The sequence below is a fragment of the Agrobacterium sp. B1(2019) genome, assembly GCF_008274755.1.
Classification (GTDB): domain Bacteria; phylum Pseudomonadota; class Alphaproteobacteria; order Rhizobiales; family Rhizobiaceae; genus Agrobacterium; species Agrobacterium salinitolerans.
Genome location: NZ_VTPB01000005.1, coordinates 25,991 through 42,481 on the forward strand (window position 1 = coordinate 25,991; position 16,491 = coordinate 42,481).

At 60.6% G+C, this 16,491-nt stretch carries 13 protein-coding genes; 8 read left to right on the forward strand and 5 right to left on the reverse strand.

Annotated features, from left to right (window positions below; genetic code table 11):
• The first annotated feature begins 38 nt into the window (after nt 1–38).
• The gene (gene putA, locus AGR1_RS26625; RefSeq protein ID WP_149148983.1) at nt 39–3,713 is read left to right on the forward strand and encodes a trifunctional transcriptional regulator/proline dehydrogenase/L-glutamate gamma-semialdehyde dehydrogenase; all 3,675 of its coding nucleotides are present in this window, start codon (nt 39–41) and stop codon (nt 3,711–3,713) included.
• A gap of 132 nt (nt 3,714–3,845) precedes the next feature.
• On the opposite strand, the gene AGR1_RS26630 is transcribed toward putA, so the two are convergent.
• Nucleotides 3,846–5,375 carry an aldehyde dehydrogenase family protein gene (locus tag AGR1_RS26630; protein ID WP_080794294.1) on the reverse strand — a complete coding sequence of 510 codons (1,530 nt, stop codon included), beginning with the start codon at nt 5,373–5,375 and terminating at the stop codon, nt 3,846–3,848.
• 199 nt (nt 5,376–5,574) lie between these two features.
• On the opposite strand from AGR1_RS26630, the gene AGR1_RS26635 reads away from it, so the two are divergent.
• Entirely contained in the window at nt 5,575–6,477 is a 903-nt protein-coding gene (locus AGR1_RS26635) for a LysR family transcriptional regulator (protein ID WP_149148984.1), read from the forward strand.
• Between the two features lie 29 nt (nt 6,478–6,506).
• Here the strand turns inward: AGR1_RS26635 and AGR1_RS26640 are convergent, their stop codons facing one another.
• On the reverse strand, nt 6,507–7,394 hold the full coding sequence (locus tag AGR1_RS26640; RefSeq protein WP_149148985.1) for a DMT family transporter: 888 nt from the start codon (nt 7,392–7,394) through the stop codon (nt 6,507–6,509).
• 382 nt (nt 7,395–7,776) lie between these two features.
• Here AGR1_RS26640 and AGR1_RS26645 point away from each other — a divergent pair, with 382 nt between their 5' ends.
• Nucleotides 7,777–9,108, forward strand: a complete 1,332-nt coding sequence (locus AGR1_RS26645) for a UDP-glucose/GDP-mannose dehydrogenase family protein (protein ID WP_149148986.1) — start codon at nt 7,777–7,779, stop codon at nt 9,106–9,108.
• Nucleotides 9,109–9,194: 86 nt separating this feature from the next.
• On the forward strand, nt 9,195–10,214 hold the full coding sequence (locus AGR1_RS26650; protein ID WP_149148987.1) for an NAD-dependent epimerase: 1,020 nt from the start codon (nt 9,195–9,197) through the stop codon (nt 10,212–10,214).
• Nucleotides 10,215–10,220: 6 nt separating this feature from the next.
• Here the strand turns inward: AGR1_RS26650 and AGR1_RS26655 are convergent, their stop codons facing one another.
• Genes AGR1_RS26655 through AGR1_RS26665 form a run of 3 tightly spaced genes read right to left on the reverse strand, consistent with a single transcriptional unit; the run spans nt 10,221 to nt 13,979 of the window.
• On the reverse strand, nt 10,221–11,267 hold the full coding sequence (locus tag AGR1_RS26655; protein WP_137412453.1) for a glutathione synthase: 1,047 nt from the start codon (nt 11,265–11,267) through the stop codon (nt 10,221–10,223).
• Nucleotides 11,268–11,277: 10 nt separating this feature from the next.
• Nucleotides 11,278–13,152: a flavohemoglobin expression-modulating QEGLA motif protein gene (locus AGR1_RS26660; protein ID WP_149148988.1), complete on the reverse strand. Its 1,875-nt coding sequence runs from the start codon at nt 13,150–13,152 to the stop codon at nt 11,278–11,280.
• Nucleotides 13,149–13,979, reverse strand: a complete 831-nt coding sequence (locus tag AGR1_RS26665) for an N-formylglutamate amidohydrolase (protein ID WP_149148989.1) — start codon at nt 13,977–13,979, stop codon at nt 13,149–13,151. Before AGR1_RS26665 ends, AGR1_RS26660 begins: the two co-directional genes overlap by 4 nt.
• A gap of 290 nt (nt 13,980–14,269) precedes the next feature.
• On the opposite strand from AGR1_RS26665, the gene AGR1_RS26675 reads away from it, so the two are divergent.
• The 4 genes from AGR1_RS26675 (at nt 14,270) to AGR1_RS26690 (ending at nt 16,487) form a co-directional block, all read left to right on the forward strand.
• On the forward strand, nt 14,270–14,491 hold the full coding sequence (locus AGR1_RS26675) for a hypothetical protein (RefSeq protein ID WP_077984959.1): 222 nt from the start codon (nt 14,270–14,272) through the stop codon (nt 14,489–14,491).
• Between the two features lie 18 nt (nt 14,492–14,509).
• On the forward strand, nt 14,510–15,070 hold the full coding sequence (locus AGR1_RS26680) for a type 1 glutamine amidotransferase domain-containing protein (protein WP_080794311.1): 561 nt from the start codon (nt 14,510–14,512) through the stop codon (nt 15,068–15,070).
• Nucleotides 15,071–15,131: 61 nt separating this feature from the next.
• Nucleotides 15,132–15,572 carry a PPC domain-containing DNA-binding protein gene (locus AGR1_RS26685; protein ID WP_149148990.1) on the forward strand — a complete coding sequence of 147 codons (441 nt, stop codon included), beginning with the start codon at nt 15,132–15,134 and terminating at the stop codon, nt 15,570–15,572.
• A 54-nt stretch (nt 15,573–15,626) separates the two neighbouring features.
• Nucleotides 15,627–16,487, forward strand: a complete 861-nt coding sequence (locus AGR1_RS26690) for a TIGR02587 family membrane protein (protein ID WP_149149095.1) — start codon at nt 15,627–15,629, stop codon at nt 16,485–16,487.
• Nucleotides 16,488–16,491: the final 4 nt, after the last annotated feature.

Genomic DNA, 16,491 nt, shown 5'->3' on the forward strand with positions numbered 1-16,491 from the left:
GAAGGTCTGTCTTCAACAGCGTTTTCAGGATTTTCAGAATGGCCGATGGTGCAAGCAACGCCGGTGTAGTGGCGAACGATATTTTCCAGAATTTTGCGCCGCCGGTGCGCGAGCAAAGCCTGTTGCGCAAGGCGATCACCGCCGCCTATCGTCGCCCGGAAGAAGAATGCCTGGCGCCGCTGATCGAGACCGCTACGGTGACGGCTGAAGAGGCGAAAGCCATTCGCGACACCGCCCGCAAACTGATCGAGGCATTGCGTGCCAAGACCAGGGGCACCGGTGTCGAGGGGCTTGTGCAGGAATATTCGCTTTCCAGCCATGAGGGCGTAGCGCTGATGTGCCTTGCCGAAGCGCTGCTGCGCATTCCCGACACAGCCACCCGCGACGCGCTGATCCGCGACAAGATCGCACGCGGTGACTGGAAGTCCCACATTGGCGGCGGGCGCTCGCTCTTCGTCAATGCCGCCACCTGGGGCCTCGTCATCACCGGCAAGCTGACGTCGACGGTAAACGATAGCGGCCTTTCGTCGGCGCTGACCAAGCTCATCGCCCGCGCCGGCGAACCCGTCATCCGCCGTGGCGTCGACATGGCCATGCGCATGATGGGTGAGCAATTCGTGACCGGCGAAACCATCGGCGAAGCGATCACGCGTTCGAAGCCGCTGGAGGAACAGGGCTTCCAATATTCCTACGATATGCTCGGCGAAGCCGCGACCACCGCTAAGGATGCGGAGCGTTATTACAAGGATTATGAAAACGCCATCCACGCCATCGGCAAGGCGTCGGCCGGCCGTGGCATCTATGGTGGTCCCGGTATTTCCATCAAGCTTTCGGCGCTGCATCCGCGTTACGCGCGCGCCCAGGCCGAGCGGGTGATGGCGGAGCTTCTTCCGCGCGTCAAATCGCTGATGCTGCTCAGCAAGACATACGATATCGGCCTCAATATCGATGCCGAGGAAGCCGACCGGCTGGAACTGTCGCTCGATCTTCTGGAGGAACTGGCGCTCGACAGGGATCTCGCTGGCTGGAACGGCCTCGGCTTTGTGGTGCAGGCCTATGGCCGCCGTTGCCCCTTCGTTCTGGATTACATCATCGATCTCGCCCGCCGTGCGGGCCGCCGCATCATGGTGCGCCTCGTCAAGGGCGCTTATTGGGACGCGGAAATCAAACGCGCACAGGTGGAGGGGCTGGAGGATTTCCCGGTCTTCACCCGCAAGGTCCACACGGATGTCTCCTACATCGCCTGCGCCCGCAAGCTGCTGGCTGCGCGCGATCTGGTCTTCCCGCAATTTGCGACCCACAACGCGCAATCCATGGCAACGATCTACCATCTCGCCGGTCCAGACTTCAAACTCGGCGACTACGAGTTCCAGTGCCTGCATGGCATGGGCGAACCGCTTTACAGCGAAGTCGTCGGCAAGAAGAAGCTCGACCGCCCCTGCCGCTTCTATGCCCCCGTCGGCACCCATGAGACGCTGCTCGCCTATCTCGTGCGCCGCCTGCTGGAAAACGGTGCGAACTCTTCCTTCGTCAACCGCATTGCCGACCCCGCCGTGCCGGTGGACTCCCTGCTGGAAGACCCGGTCACGGTGGTTAAAACCTACCCTGTTCCCGGCGCGCGTCATGACCGCATCGCCGCTCCTGAAGGTCTGCTCGGCCCTGAACGCAAAAATTCCGCCGGCCTCGATCTTTCCAACGAAACGACGCTCGCCGCACTGGACAGAACCCTCAAGGCAGGTACAGCAACGGAGTGGAAAGCCGCCGCGCCGCAGGCAGGCGGCAACACGCGCCCGGTTCTCAATCCTGGCGACCACAATGACATCGTAGGCCATGTGACCGAACCGACTGAAGCCGATGCCGAAGCGGCCATGCAGCGGGCGGCGGCCTCGAACTGGCCTTCCACCCCGGTGGATGAACGCGCCGCCTGCCTGGAGCGCGCCGCCGATGCGATGCAGGCCGAAATGCCCACCCTGCTCGGCCTCATCATGCGCGAGGCCGGAAAATCCATGCCCAACGCCATTGCCGAGGTGCGCGAGGCCATCGACTTCCTGCGTTATTACGCCGCGGAAGCCCGCAGAAACTTGAAGACCGGCGAAACGCCGCTCGGCCCGGTCGTCTGCATCAGCCCGTGGAACTTCCCGCTTGCGATCTTCATCGGTCAGGTGACGGCGGCGCTGGTTGCCGGCAATCCGGTGCTGGCGAAGCCCGCCGAAGAAACGCCGCTGATCGCAGCGCAGGGCGTGCGCCTGCTGCATGAGGCCGGCGTTCCGCAGGATGCCGTGCAGCTTCTGCCGGGCGACGGCAAGACGGGTGCCGCACTTGTTGGCTCACCCCTTACAGCCGGCGTGATGTTTACGGGCTCGACGGAGGTGGCGCGGCTCATTCAGGGCCAGCTTGCCGGCCGGGCTCTCGCCAATGGCCAGCCGGTGCCGCTGATCGCCGAAACCGGCGGCCAGAACGCCATGATCGTCGATTCCTCCGCACTTGCCGAGCAGGTCGTCGCCGATGTCATCGCATCTGCCTTCGACAGCGCCGGCCAGCGCTGCTCGGCATTGCGCATCCTCTGCCTGCAGGAAGATGTGGCGGACCGCACGCTGACCATGCTGAAAGGCGCGCTACATGAATTGCGGATCGGCCGCACCGACAGGCTTTCCGTCGATGTGGGCCCCGTCATTACCGCCGAGGCGAAAGGCATCATCGAAAAGCACATCGAGGGCATGCGCGGGCTCGGCCATCGCATCGAACAGATCACGCTTGCGGGCGAAACCGGCAAGGGCACCTTCGTGCCGCCGACCATCATCGAGATGAAATCGCTCGCCGATCTGAAGCGTGAAGTCTTCGGCCCGGTGCTGCACGTCATCCGCTTCAAGCGCGACAATCTCGACCGGCTGATCGACGAGATCAACGCTACCGGCTATGGCCTGACCTTCGGCCTGCATACCCGTCTCGACGATACGATCCAGCATGTGCTGTCCCGCGTCGCGGCCGGCAATCTTTATGTGAACCGCAACATCATCGGCGCGGTGGTTGGCGTGCAGCCCTTTGGCGGGCGCGGCCTCTCCGGCACCGGTCCCAAGGCAGGCGGGCCGCTCTATCTCGGCCGCATGACGCAAAAGGCGCCGAAGATCGACCGCATCGCCAGCCAGCAGGATCAGGCAGCCGTCGATCTCGCCCGCTGGCTGGACGAAAACGGCGAAACCGTCGCGGCCGAAGCCGCACGTCAGGCGGCAGCACTTTCCGGCCTCGGCTTTGAAACCGAGCTGGCGGGGCCTGTCGGCGAGCGCAATGTCTATGCGCTGCATCCGCGTGGAAAGGTTCTGCTGGTTCCGGCAACAGAACAGGGGCTTTACCGCCAGCTTGCGGCAGCGCTTGCGACCGGAAACACGGTTGTCATCGATAATACTTCTGGACTGGAAAAGTCGATATATGGCTTGCCGGCAACCGTAACCTCGCGCATCGTCTGGGCGGATGATTGGGAAAAATCCGGTCCTTTCGCCGGCGCGCTGGTCGAGGGGGACGCGGATCGTATCGTGACGGTCAATAAAAAGATCGCCGCCCTGCCCGGCCCGCTCACTCTCGTTCAGGCCGCGGCGACGGAAGCGCTTTGCGGGGAAAGCCAGCCCTATAATCTCGACTGGTTGGTCGAGGAAGTCTCCGTCAGCATCAACACCACGGCCGCTGGCGGCAACGCCAGCCTGATGAGCATTGGCTGATGATATTGTCCGGCGGGGTCTCGGCCCTGCCGGTTCATGCCTTATCCGTTGGTGTCGCCACGGCGAATAGAAATGCCGGCGTGGATGAAACCGCGCCGGCAGGGTGGATCAGTTTCTCTCTGGAAGAGGCGATTATTCGATATCGAACGAAACACCCTGCGCCAGCGGCAGCGCCTTGGAGTAGTTGATGGTGTTGGTGGCGCGGCGCATATAGGCCTTCCAGGCGTCAGAGCCGGATTCACGACCGCCGCCGGTTTCCTTCTCGCCACCGAAGGCGCCGCCGATTTCCGCACCCGAAGTGCCGATATTGACGTTGGCAATGCCGCAATCGGAGCCTTCCGACGACAGGAACCGTTCCGATTCCTGAATGTCGCGGGTGAAGATCGATGATGAAAGACCGGCGGCAACGGCGTTGTGGTCGTCGATCGCCTGATCGAGATCGCTGTATTTCATGACGTAGAGGATCGGCGCGAAAGTCTCTTCCAGCACAGGCCCCGCCTGCTTGGGCATTTCGACAAGCGCCGGCTTAACGTAATAGGCATCAGGCGCACCCGTATCCACGCGGCCGCCGCCATTCACCACGCCATCATGCGCTTTCGCCGCTTCGAGGGCCTTCTGCATGCCGTCAAAAGCCGCCTTGTCGACCAGCGGACCGACGAGTGCGGAGGTCTCCAGCGGGTTGCCGACTGAAACGGATGCATAGGCCTTTTTCAGGCGCGGCACGAGCTGGTCATAGACACTGTCATGCACGAAGAGACGGCGAAGCGTGGTGCAGCGCTGACCGGCCGTGCCCATCGCTCCGAAGGCGATGGCGCGCAGCGCCATGTCGAGATCGGCGGAAGGGCAGACGATACCGGCATTGTTGCCGCCGAGTTCCAGAATGGCGCGGGCGAAGCGTTTCGCCAGACGCGGGCCGACATCGCGGCCCATGCGGGTGGAACCGGTGGCCGAGACGAGCGGCACCTTGGGATTATCCACCAATGCCTCGCCAACGGCGCGGTCGCCGATCAGCAGCTGGGACAGGCCTTCCGGCGCATCGCCAAAACGGGCGGCGGCGCGCTCGAAGATGCCCTGAACGGCAAGTGCCGTCAGCGGGGTCTTCTCCGAAGGCTTCCAGACCACCGAATTGCCGCAGACGATGGCGAGCGCCGCATTCCAAGACCACACCGCGACCGGGAAATTGAAGGCGGAGATGACGCCGACAACGCCAAGCGGATGCCAGGTTTCCATCATGCGGTGGCCAGGACGTTCGGTGGCGATGGTGAGACCATATAGCTGGCGGGAAAGACCAACGGCGAAATCGCAGATATCGATCATTTCCTGCACTTCGCCGAGACCTTCGGACGGAATCTTGCCTGCTTCCAGCGACACGAGACGGCCGAGATCGCTCTTGAAGGCGCGCAGTTCCTCACCGAGCAGCCGGATCAACTCACCACGACGGGGAGCCGGCACATTGCGCCATGCCTTGAAGGCGGCGTCGGCCCGGTCGATCACGGCTGCGACACCTTCGACCGAAACGGTCTTCAGGCTCGCGACCTGCTCGCCCGTCACCGGGCTGAAGGAGGCCATATCGCCGCTGGTATAAAGTTCGCGGGCAACGCCCATCCTGTCGAGCAGGGCCGCTGCTTCCTGTTTCACATCGAGCTTCGTGGTCGCATCCATATCCGTCGTCCTTTTGGCTGAAAAGGGAGGAAAGGCCGTTTTGATGCGGCGCTTTCAACTCCCGTCACTTTTCTTTCCCGAATTTGTCATCCGTTCTCTGAAACTGGCGCTTTGCACCGTTCCATTCTTTCCCGTAATCATATATGGCTACAATAACGCTTTCTAATGAGGAAAGCAGGTAAGTTGATGCGAGAATGGAATGGATCCGCGCAGAAGACTGGTCCCTGACATCGTTACCCTGCAAGCGTTCGAATGCGCGGCGCGGCACGGCAATTTTACGCGTGCGGCGGAAGAACTCAACCTTACGCAGAGCGCGGTGAGCCGGCAGATCGGCGAACTCGAAGCGCAGACGGGAATGCAGCTTTTCGAGCGCATCCGCAGGCGGGTCGTGCTCTCGGAGGCGGGCCGCAAATTCCTGCCGGACGTGCGCCGCCTATTGCAGCAGTCCGAACAGCTGATGGTGCGCGCGGTTTCAGCCGGAACATCGCACGCATCGCTTTCCGTCGCGACATTGCCGACATTCGGCAGCCGCTGGCTGATGCCGCGCCTCTGCCGCTTCATCGACAACAATCCTGATGTGGCGATCACCATCGGCTCACGCTCCCACCCCTTCGATTTCGATGAGGAAGGTTTCGATCTCGCCATTCATTACGGCCAGCCGGTCTGGGCGCATGGCACCTGCACATTTTTATGCAACGAGGTGATCGTGCCGGTTGCGAGCCCCACCCTCCTGCGCGGCGCCACCGTGAGTGTGCCGCAGGACCTGACCGGACAACCGCTCCTGCATGTGACGACGCGGCCGAAACTATGGACGGAATGGCTGGAGATGAACGGTGTGACGGCGGATAACGCTTATCAGGGCAGCCGTTTCGACCAGTTTTCGATGATCATCGAGGCAGCCGCGAGCGGCATCGGCTTTGCCCTTCTGCCGAAATATCTCATCGAGGCGGAGATAGCCTCCGGCCGCCTCGAAATCGTCTTCGACATTCCCCTGCAGACCGACAAGAGTTATTACGTCGCCCTGCCGGAAGGACGGCAGGACAATGCGCTGGCCCGCGCCTTTCAGACCTGGCTGCTCGATCAGGTCGGTAAGCCGGTGTAGTCCATCAACGGATCGACTCACATCGGCGATCAGAGGCGATTGCGGAAAAACGGGTTCCAGCGCACGGTGCCGAGCCTTACCTTCTCACGGATCATCGTCAGCAGTCCCGATGCGGCGATGACGGCAAGACCCAGCACCGCGATGGCATCGGGGTATTCGTGAAAGAAAGTCATGCCGATCGCCACCGCCCAGAGGATTTGCGAATAATGCGAGGGCGCGATCTGGCTCGCGGGCGCAATGCGGGTGGCAACCAGAAGCGTGATCTGCCCCGTCGCCGTGCACAGACCGATGAAGGCGAAGCCCAGCAACTGGTGCAGGTTTGGCGTCACGAATTCGGGGATGGAGGCAATGCCGTTGAAGGTAAGGCCGTAAATCAGCAACACACCCATGATCGAGGTGCGCTTTTCCTTGCCCGCCAGCGAGCGCAACAGCACGATGGTCATGGCCGCAAGGAATGCCACGCCGATGGCGGCAATATGCCCGAGCTCCAGTGTCTTGAAGCCCGGCCGCACGACGAGGATAACACCGACGATGCCGGCCAGAACCGCCGCCCAGCGCCACGGGCCGATATTCTCCTTCAGCACAACGGCGGAAAGGACGGTCACGAAGAGCGGCGACAGGAAGATCAGCGCATAGGCTTCCGCCAGCGGAATGGTGGTGAAGGCGTAGATACCGAAAATACCGGCAAACAGACCGGAGATGGCGCGCCCATGCACGGCGAAGGGCCGGCTCATGCGCCAGAATTCACGCCACCTTTCCTCGCGCGGCTTGCTGAAGAAGATGAAAATGCCGGAAAACAGAATGCTGAAGAAGCCGATTTCGAAAACGCTGATCTGCGATCCAAGCGACTTGATGGTGGCATCGCCCATGGAAAAGGTCGCATAAGCGAACAGACCGAGCAGAAAACCCTTTTGCATTTGAACGTCCCCGAACACCGACCGCAACGCAAAGCTTCTCCCGGTCGCGTAAAGCGACCCGGACGCCCCGCTAATGGGGCGGACAGCCTGGCAGATTTGATCCTCGACCTTATGGCTAGACCCGGCTACCTATGAGTGCAAGCCGCAAAACAGGCAAAAAGAGGCGATCTCTCCCCTTCGATGCAAATGGCCGCAAGGTGCGGTAAATTTGTCCCGCCATGGCCATCACATCCTCGTCATGGAAAGAGGTTAGCCGGTGTTGATCGCGGCGCTTGGCGACGGGCATGAAGGCGGCTAAATATTATCATGCGATTTTCACCCGCCGGTTTCCCCGGCTGGCATTACCGCGTTAACATGGCCTTGCTAACCGAAAGGAAAAAGAATGCGGATTGTGATGATCGGTTCAGGTTATGTCGGCCTCGTGTCCGGCGCGTGTTTTGCCGATTTCGGCCATGACGTGGTCTGCGTCGACAAGATGCCGGAGAAGATCGAGGCTTTGAAAAGCGGCCATATTCCGATCTTCGAGCCGGGTCTCGAAACAATCGTCGCCAACAACGCCAAGGCTGGCCGGCTGAGTTTCACGACGGATCTTTCCGCAGCTGTGGCCAATGCCGATGTCGTCTTCATCGCAGTCGGCACGCCCTCGCGGCGCGGCGATGGCCATGCCGATCTCGGTTATGTCTATGCGGCGGCGAAAGAGATCGCCCATGCGCTTGACGGCTTCACCGTCATCGTCACCAAATCCACCGTTCCCGTCGGCACCGGCGACGAGGTGGAACGCATCATCCACGAGGAGAACCCCTCGGCCGATTTCGCCGTGGTCTCCAACCCGGAATTCCTGCGCGAAGGGGCCGCCATCGAGGATTTCAAGCGGCCGGACCGTATCGTCGTCGGCCTTTCGGATGAGCGCGCCCGCCCCGTCATGACCGAGGTTTACCGCCCGCTTTACCTCAACCAGTCACCGCTGCTCTTCACCACAAGGCGCGCTTCCGAACTCATCAAATATGCCGCCAACGCCTTTCTGGCGATGAAGATCACCTTTATCAACGAAATGGCTGATCTCTGCGAAAAGGTCGGCGCCAATGTGCAGGACGTCTCGCGCGGCATCGGTCTCGATGGCCGCATAGGCCCGAAATTCCTGCATGCCGGCCCAGGTTATGGCGGCTCCTGTTTCCCGAAGGACACGCTGGCGCTCGCCAAGACCGCGCAGGATTATGATGCGCCGGTGCGGCTGATCGAAACCACCATCGCCATCAACGACAACCGCAAGCGCGCCATGGGCCGCAAGGTCATCAACGCTGTGGGCGGCGACGTGCGCGGCAAGAAGATCGCCGTGCTTGGCCTCACCTTCAAGCCGAATACCGACGACATGCGCGACAGCCCGGCAATCGCCATCATCCAGACCCTGCAGGATGGCGGCGCGAAGGTGGTGGGCTACGATCCGGAAGGCATGGTGAATGCCCGGCACCTGATGGAAGACATCGACTATGCGGCAGGCCCTTACGAGGCAGCGGAAAACGCCGACGCCGTCGTGATCGTGACGGAATGGAACCAGTTCCGCGCGCTCGACCTGCCGCGCCTCAAAGCCATCATGAAAAGCCCAGTGCTGGTGGATTTGCGCAATATCTATCGCTCGGACGAGGTCGCCGGCCACGGTTTCATCTATGCCGCGGTGGGCCGCCCGCATGAAGGCAGTCCGGGCAACGACACCTGAAGGCTGCGCTTTAGCAATTTCATCAGAAGATTTTCCGCGCTTCGGTCTGACCGCAAACGCACCAACGGATTCGGGACTTAGTCATCATGCGTTATCTGGTTACCGGCACGGCAGGCTTCATCGGTTTTTACGTTGCGAAACGGCTGCTGGACGCCGGCCATTTCGTGACCGGCTTCGACGGCATGACGAAATATTACGATGTCAGCCTCAAGGAAAAACGCCACGCCATTCTTTCGCGCTCCAACGGCTTCCGGGCCGAAATCGGCATGCTGGAGGATACGGATGCGCTGAAGCGCGCGGCTGAGGCCGCCGAACCTGAGATTATCATCCACCTCGCAGCACAGGCGGGCGTCCGTTACAGCCTTGAAAATCCGCGCGCCTATATCGATTCCAATCTCATCGGCTCGTTCAACATGCTGGAGCTAGCCAGAAGCCTGGAGGTCAAGCACCTGATGCTGGCGTCTACCTCTTCCATCTACGGCGCCAACGAGAAAATCCCCTTCGCGGAGAGCGACAAGGCCGACGAGCCGATGACGCTTTACGCCGCCACCAAAAAATCCATGGAGCTGATGGCGCACAGCTATGCCCATCTGCACAAGCTGCCCACCACCGCCTTTCGTTTTTTCACGGTCTATGGCCCGTGGGGACGGCCGGACATGGCGCCGATCAAATTCGTCGACGCCATCTCCAACGGCAGAGCGATCGATATTTACGGGCAAGGCAATATGAGCCGTGATTTCACCTATATCGACGATCTGGTCGAAGGCATCGTCCGGCTGAGCACAGTCATCCCTTCCGAGGAAAACCGGGTCACGCAGGAAGGCGTGACCGACACGCTCTCGCATCACGCGCCGTTCCGCGTGGTCAATATCGGCGGCGGCCAGCCGGTGGAGCTGATGCATTTCGTTGAGACGGTCGAAACGGCGGTCGGGAAACCCGCGATCCGCAACATGCTGCCGATGCAGCAGGGCGATGTTCCCCGCACCTTCGCCTCGCCCGATCTACTGAGGGCCTTGACCGGTTATGTGCCGCAAACCCCGGTCGAAGAGGGCATCAAGGCCCTCGTCGCCTGGTATCGCGAGATGAACGGCAAACTGAAAGAATAATAATAATCAGAGTGTCGCCAGCAGCCTGTTCGACAGGGCACCACCGGATGCCGCCTGCATCGACACCTTGGTTTCCACCGCCTCGATGATTGTATCGCTGAAGTCCACATTGGTGAGTTCAAGGATATTCGACAGCCCGCCCGGCGAAAACACGTTCACCTCCAATATCTTGTCGCCGACGATATCGAGGCCGACAAGGAACATGCCATCCTCTACGAGCTTCGGACGCATCATTTCAGCCAGTTCGACAATCTCGTCTGTCACTTTGACCGCTTCGGCGGTGCCGTTTGCGTGAATATTGGAACGAAGGTCGCCCTTGGCCGGCACCCGGCGAAGCGCGGCATATTGGCCATCGCGCATCAGGGGCCTGCCGTTCATCATGAAGAACCGCACATCGCCCTCTTTCGCTGCCGGCAGATAGGCCTGCGCGATCAAATAACCCTCAAGGCTCACCGCCTCGAAAATCTGATTTAGATTGGTTTCCTTGCTCGACCCGATCTTGAAAACATTCTTGCCACCGGAACCCTGCAGGGGCTTGACGATGACGCCCTTCGGGTGCGCATCGGCAAAGGCTCGGATTTCCTCGACGTTGCGGGAAATCAGCGTCGTTGGGCGAACGATTTCCGGGAAGCTCTGAAAATAGAGCTTGTTCTGCGCAAGCGCCAGACCTTCGGGGTCGTTCAGCACCACCACACCGCGCTGCTCGGCAAGCCTGCCGAACAGAATACCGGCATGAACGGCCCATGGCCGGGTGGTCTGGTCGAGCGACGGATCGTTGCGCAGCATCAGCGCGTCGATTTCCTCCACGTCCATGGTCATGCGCTCAAGCGCCTTGTCCTGGAGTGCCACATGGAAAGCCTCTGGCTTTTTGTATTTTCCCTTGCGGACAACAGTGGCATGAACCGCCAGCGTGTCATCGGAGCGCAGGGTAAAATCCCCCGGTGTCAGATAGACCACATCATGGCCGCGATTGAGCGCGGCCATGGCCAGCAGGCCCGTGGCGAAGGTCGGCCCCTCGGTTTCGATGGAATTGACGAAAAATGCGATACGCATGAAGCCCCTCCTATAAAGTCGCCAGTTCGGCGATGGATAATCCCGCCCGGATTTTCTCCAGGCGCTCATTGGCCTTGGCGGGCAGCAGGAATGCGGGTCTGACGCCCGGCGGCCGCAACAGACCGCGCAACGCCAGCTCCTGCATGACAGGAAAATGGGCGGCGGCGATCTTACCCATCCAGAACGGATCGAGCGCCCCGCCCTTTCGTAGATGGTCCATCACCTCCGCCAGCCCGCGCAGATAGATCGCGTCCTTGGAGAGGCCGCCGCCGCGATAGATGCGCAGCACCATGTTGAAGGCGCCGGCCTCATCGAAACCGTGATCGCGGGTCATGATGCGGAAGGTCTCCACGAAGCTTGCGCCATCCAGCATGGCGGCGCAGCCGATAACGCGGCCGGCAATCAGCCGCAGGCGCTCGCGCGTCATGCCGCCAGCCAGATATTCCGCCAGCACTGCCAGCCCCTCCTGCACGCCCTCGTAACCGGAAAGGCCGGTGCGGAAGAGCCGCAACCCCTGAAACGAGCCATTGAAATATGTAAGAAGATGCACCCCGATCTCGTGCGACAGCAGCGCCTCGACACGGCGTTGTTCCATGACGGTATGGCGGGAGACCAAAAGCTTCTCGCCCGTCACCATCAGGCCCGGTGGCAGGTCGTCACGGATTTCGACGCGCGCCTTGAACTCCGGTTCTCCCGCCAGATAGGTCTCGACCATCTCGCGCGACTTCTTCGCGACGGCGTAACAATCGACCATGGCGATTTCGCCGCTTTCCTGCCCGCGCGGGCAATCCTTGAGCACATGAAGCGCCAGCGTCAAAAGCGCGGGTTCGACGGCGCCATATAGAGCGCGGGAGAAATCGGTGAAGGTACGATGATGCAGGCTCGCCAGCATCGTCAGCTGCAGATCGATCTCCCGCTGTTTCTCCCGATAAAGATGATAGAGCACCGGGTCTTCGAGATGATCGAAGGCGACGGAATAAAGCTTGCGCTTCTGCTCTTCCACATCCACGCCCAGCGGTCGGTAAAGCAGGCGCGGCGCGTATTGGAAGCCGCCGTCGCGAAACTCCTCGAAGGCCCGTCTCGCATTGATGGGCGTGACGGAGAGAAGAAAATCGAACGACGAGACGATGTCGTCGATCGATCGGTCGGCGCGTTTCACCGCATCGACAAAGGCCTTGCGGCCCAGCGCCCTGTGACTGGCGACCTTCAACGCATCCGTATCGGAGGAAAAGGACGAAAAGGCCTGCAGACCGGCGTCGAAAAGATCGGCGATCATCGTCTCCCGCAAACCGGGATAATCGGCACCGGATTCCGGCTGGCGATAGATCGGCGCAAAACGTACGCTGATGCAGGGAAAATCCAGCCCGGCATTCTGAAACCGGAGGATCGGATCGGCTTCCGGTTCCGGCCGGGTGATGCGCGGCGTGCGAAAGCGTACCTCGACATCGCAGACCGCCTTGATGAAGACCCGGCGCGCTTTCCGGGTTTCCGGTTCTGACGTAGCGGAGACCGAAACCTCAAAATGCGGCAGGAAAGGTGAATCGTCGGCCAGCAGGATGTCATGCTCCAGTTCGCCGATATCGAGCACGATGAAGGCACCGAAACGCTGCCGCATGACCGTGCCAATAGCCTCGATCAGCGGCGCCGCTTCCTGCATGGTCGGCACGATCAGATAGGAGGCATGGGCAGCGGCGATATCGCGGGCGGCGAGATTTTTCGTGCCGCCGGTCAGATGCAGGCACAGGAACGGCAGCGGCCGGTCGATATGCAGACGACCGTCTTTGCCGACATCGCGGCGGATGGCCTTGCCGGCCTCAAGGCAGGACACGACGTCATCAACCAGATCGGCGATGGGAGACGCGCTGGGGGCGGATGAAAGGTTCATCGCCGCGACCTCAGACATTCTTCGATTACTGGCTGGAGTGCCGCGATCGCTTGGCGAATATCCGCCACCACACGCTCATCCGGCTTTCCCGTCCACTCGTCCATGAAAAATTTCTTGAACTCGATTGCGATGGCGCAGCCATTTTCTGCGAACCTTTCGTGGATGAAACGGGTCTGCTCTCCCTTGCCCTGAAACGCCACATTCTCGCGGACATCGAGGTGGCGCTCGCCGATGGTCGCCGACGCGAAATGGCGCCCGACTGCGCTTACGATATCGCCCCAGCGGCTGCGATCCATGGAGAAGGTGCCTATATTGATATCGGGCGCTTCCGCCTGCGCCGTCGGCGGCGCGGCGGCGCCCTGCCGGCGATGATTATAGCTGTGTATATCAAGCACCACGAAAGCCCCATGCCGCCTTTCGATTGCAGAGAGCACGGTCTCCAGCATCGTGTAATAGTCGGCGTGAAAGTCGAGCGACTGCCGGACGGCTTCCTGCGCCGGCTCTTCTTTCCAGACCTCAAGCCCCCAGGATTGTTCCGGCTTCAGATAAATCGCCTGATCGGCCGCTCGGTTGAGATCGATTTCGAAACGTGAATGGTGAACGACGATGCGGTTCGTCAGCCCGGCGATCATCTCACCGGTGAAAGGGTCTTCCTCCCTCAGCCTCTGTTCCGGGGAAAGGGCCATGAGCCGCGACACGTCAGGTCTAATGCGATGGCCGTCATGGATGGCCGTGCCGATAACAGGCGAGCCGCCGAAATCGATCGACCAGAAGCCTTTGTTGTCGTGGTTATTCCGGTATTCACCATTGCTCTGTCTGGCTGCCATGCCGCCTCCCCTGCATCGGGGATAAAACAGCGGGACATGCCCGTTTGTTCCGGTGAAAAATTGCGCGCGATACATTCCGCTTGGCAATGACGCCGCCGGAAAACTACGGAACCTTACCGGAAAGATCACGTTGTTCCAACTGGAGGGGCCGCCGTGTCAAACGGACGCGATGGCGCTGAAGAACATCGGGGTTTTTCCGTTTTCTCCCGATGGCCAACGAAACGGCAGCCGAGCTTCTTACCCATCCGGCGCCCCTCCGTTCCCGCTTTCGACGCACAAGGAGCCGCGACATGGAAAAGACCGAAACACGCAAACTTGCGGAAGAATATCTGCGTCTCGGCGGCACGCGTCAGGTGATGATCGACGATAACAAGACCTTCGTGCGCCAATGGGAGCACGAACCGGCGGAGGCTGAACGGTTCTGGCAAACGCATATCGAAAATCTCGATGCGGAGCGCCGCAAGGACGTGGAGTTTTTCCTGCCATCTATCAATTCCGACAAGGACGACTAAACCTACAAGGAGAAAGACATGACTGCTATCAACGCCGCAAAAATCCTCATTCTCGCAACGGACGGCTATGAGCGTTCCGAATTGCGTGTGCCCTATGACCAGCTGAAGGCCAAAGGTGCAGACGTGAAGATCGCCTCCATCGAGGAGGGCGAGATCAAGAGCTGGGACAAGAAGAACTGGGGCGACAGCATCGCCGTCGATCTCTTGGCGAAAGCCGTCAAAGCGGAAGATTTTGACGCGCTGGTTCTTCCCGGCGGCCAGATCAACCCCGATATTCTGCGTCACGACAAGGATGCGATGCGGGTGGTCCGCGATTTCGTCAAATCCGGCAAGGTGGTCGCCGCCATCTGCCATGCACCGTGGCTGCTTGTCGAAGCCGACGCCCTGCGTGGCCGCGACGCCACCTCCTATTGGTCGATCAAGACCGACCTCAAGAATGCCGGCGCCAACTGGAAGGATGAAAAGGTGGTAACGGACAAGGGGATCGTTACCTCCCGCAGCCCTGACGATCTCGACGCCTTTGTCGCCAAGATCGTGGAAGAGGTCGAGGAAGGCCGCCACGAACGCCGCGCCGCCTAAGACACGCAACTTTATTCCGTGCCGCCGGTTTTCCGGCGGCACTTCCATATGTGAGGAAGACATGAAAAGCAGATTGCTGGCAAGCGGCGCGGAGCGCACCTTCATCCTCGTCACCGATCCCGAGGAAGAAGCATTCGAGGCCATCAGGCGCTTTGCCAAGGCCGAGAACATCAACGCCGCCTCGGTGAGCGCGATCGGGGCCTTCGCCACGGCAACCCTCGCCTTTTTCGACCTATCGACGCGGGACTATAATGAAATACCGGTCACCGACCAGAGCGAGGTTCTGAGCCTGCTCGGCGATATCACCCTTGACGAGAACGATACACCCAATCCGCACCTGCATGTCGTTCTGGGCTTTGCCGACGGCTCCACGAAGGGCGGCCATTTTCTCAAAGGAGTGGTGCGGCCAACGCTGGAAGTCGTCATCCGCGAAACACCTGCGGAGTTGCGGCGCAGTTATCGCCGGGAATTCGGCATCGCTCTCATCGATCCCGCGAAATAAACCCACGGAACCGGAAAAACGCCATTGCGTTATCGCTCTGCACAGGGGGGCGGCATGGTGGCGGCGATCAATCGAAGAGACGCGGATGATGACGAGGTCGGGCAATTTCTGATCGGTCTCGCACGCGGCACGGCGGGTGCATTGCTGTTTGCGCTGCCCATGCTGATGACCATGGAAATGTGGTTTCTCGGCCTTTACATCAACTCATGGCGGCTTCTGCTGCTTTGCATCCTCAACCTGCCGCTGCTGCTGCTTCTCGCCCGCCGCATCGGTTTCGAGAATGTTTACTCCTGGAGCCAGGCGCTGCGCGACGCGATAACGGCCTATGGACTGGGCATCGCCGTCAGCGCCGCCGTACTCCTGCTGTTCGGCATTCTGAACGACCAGATCACCGCCTCCAACTTCGTCGCCAAGATTGCGCTGCAATCCGTTCCAGCCAGCATCGGCGCGCTGCTTGGGCGCAGCCAGCTCGGTCAGCATTCTGATACGAAGGATGAAGAGGAGGGCGAATATTCGGGCGAGACGGGTTATCTGCACGAACTTTTCATGATGATGGTCGGCGGGCTTTTCCTCGGCCTAAATGTCGCCCCGACAGAAGAAATGATCCTGATCGCCTATAAGGTGACGCCCTATCACATTCTGGCGCTTAGCCTGCTGTCGATCGCCATCATGCATGGCTTTGTCTACGCGCTTCACTTCAAGGGCTCGCACCAGCTGCACGAAGGGCAGAAGTGGTGGCAATCCTTCATCCGCTTCACCCTGCCCGGCTATGTCGTCGCCATCGCCATCAGCGTCTATACGCTTTGGACCTTCGAGCGCCTCGACCACATCTCGCTGTCGCAGATCATGAATGCCGCCGTCATTCTCGGCCTGCCCGCCTCGATCGGCGCGGCCTCGGCCCGGTTGATCCTGTGAGGAA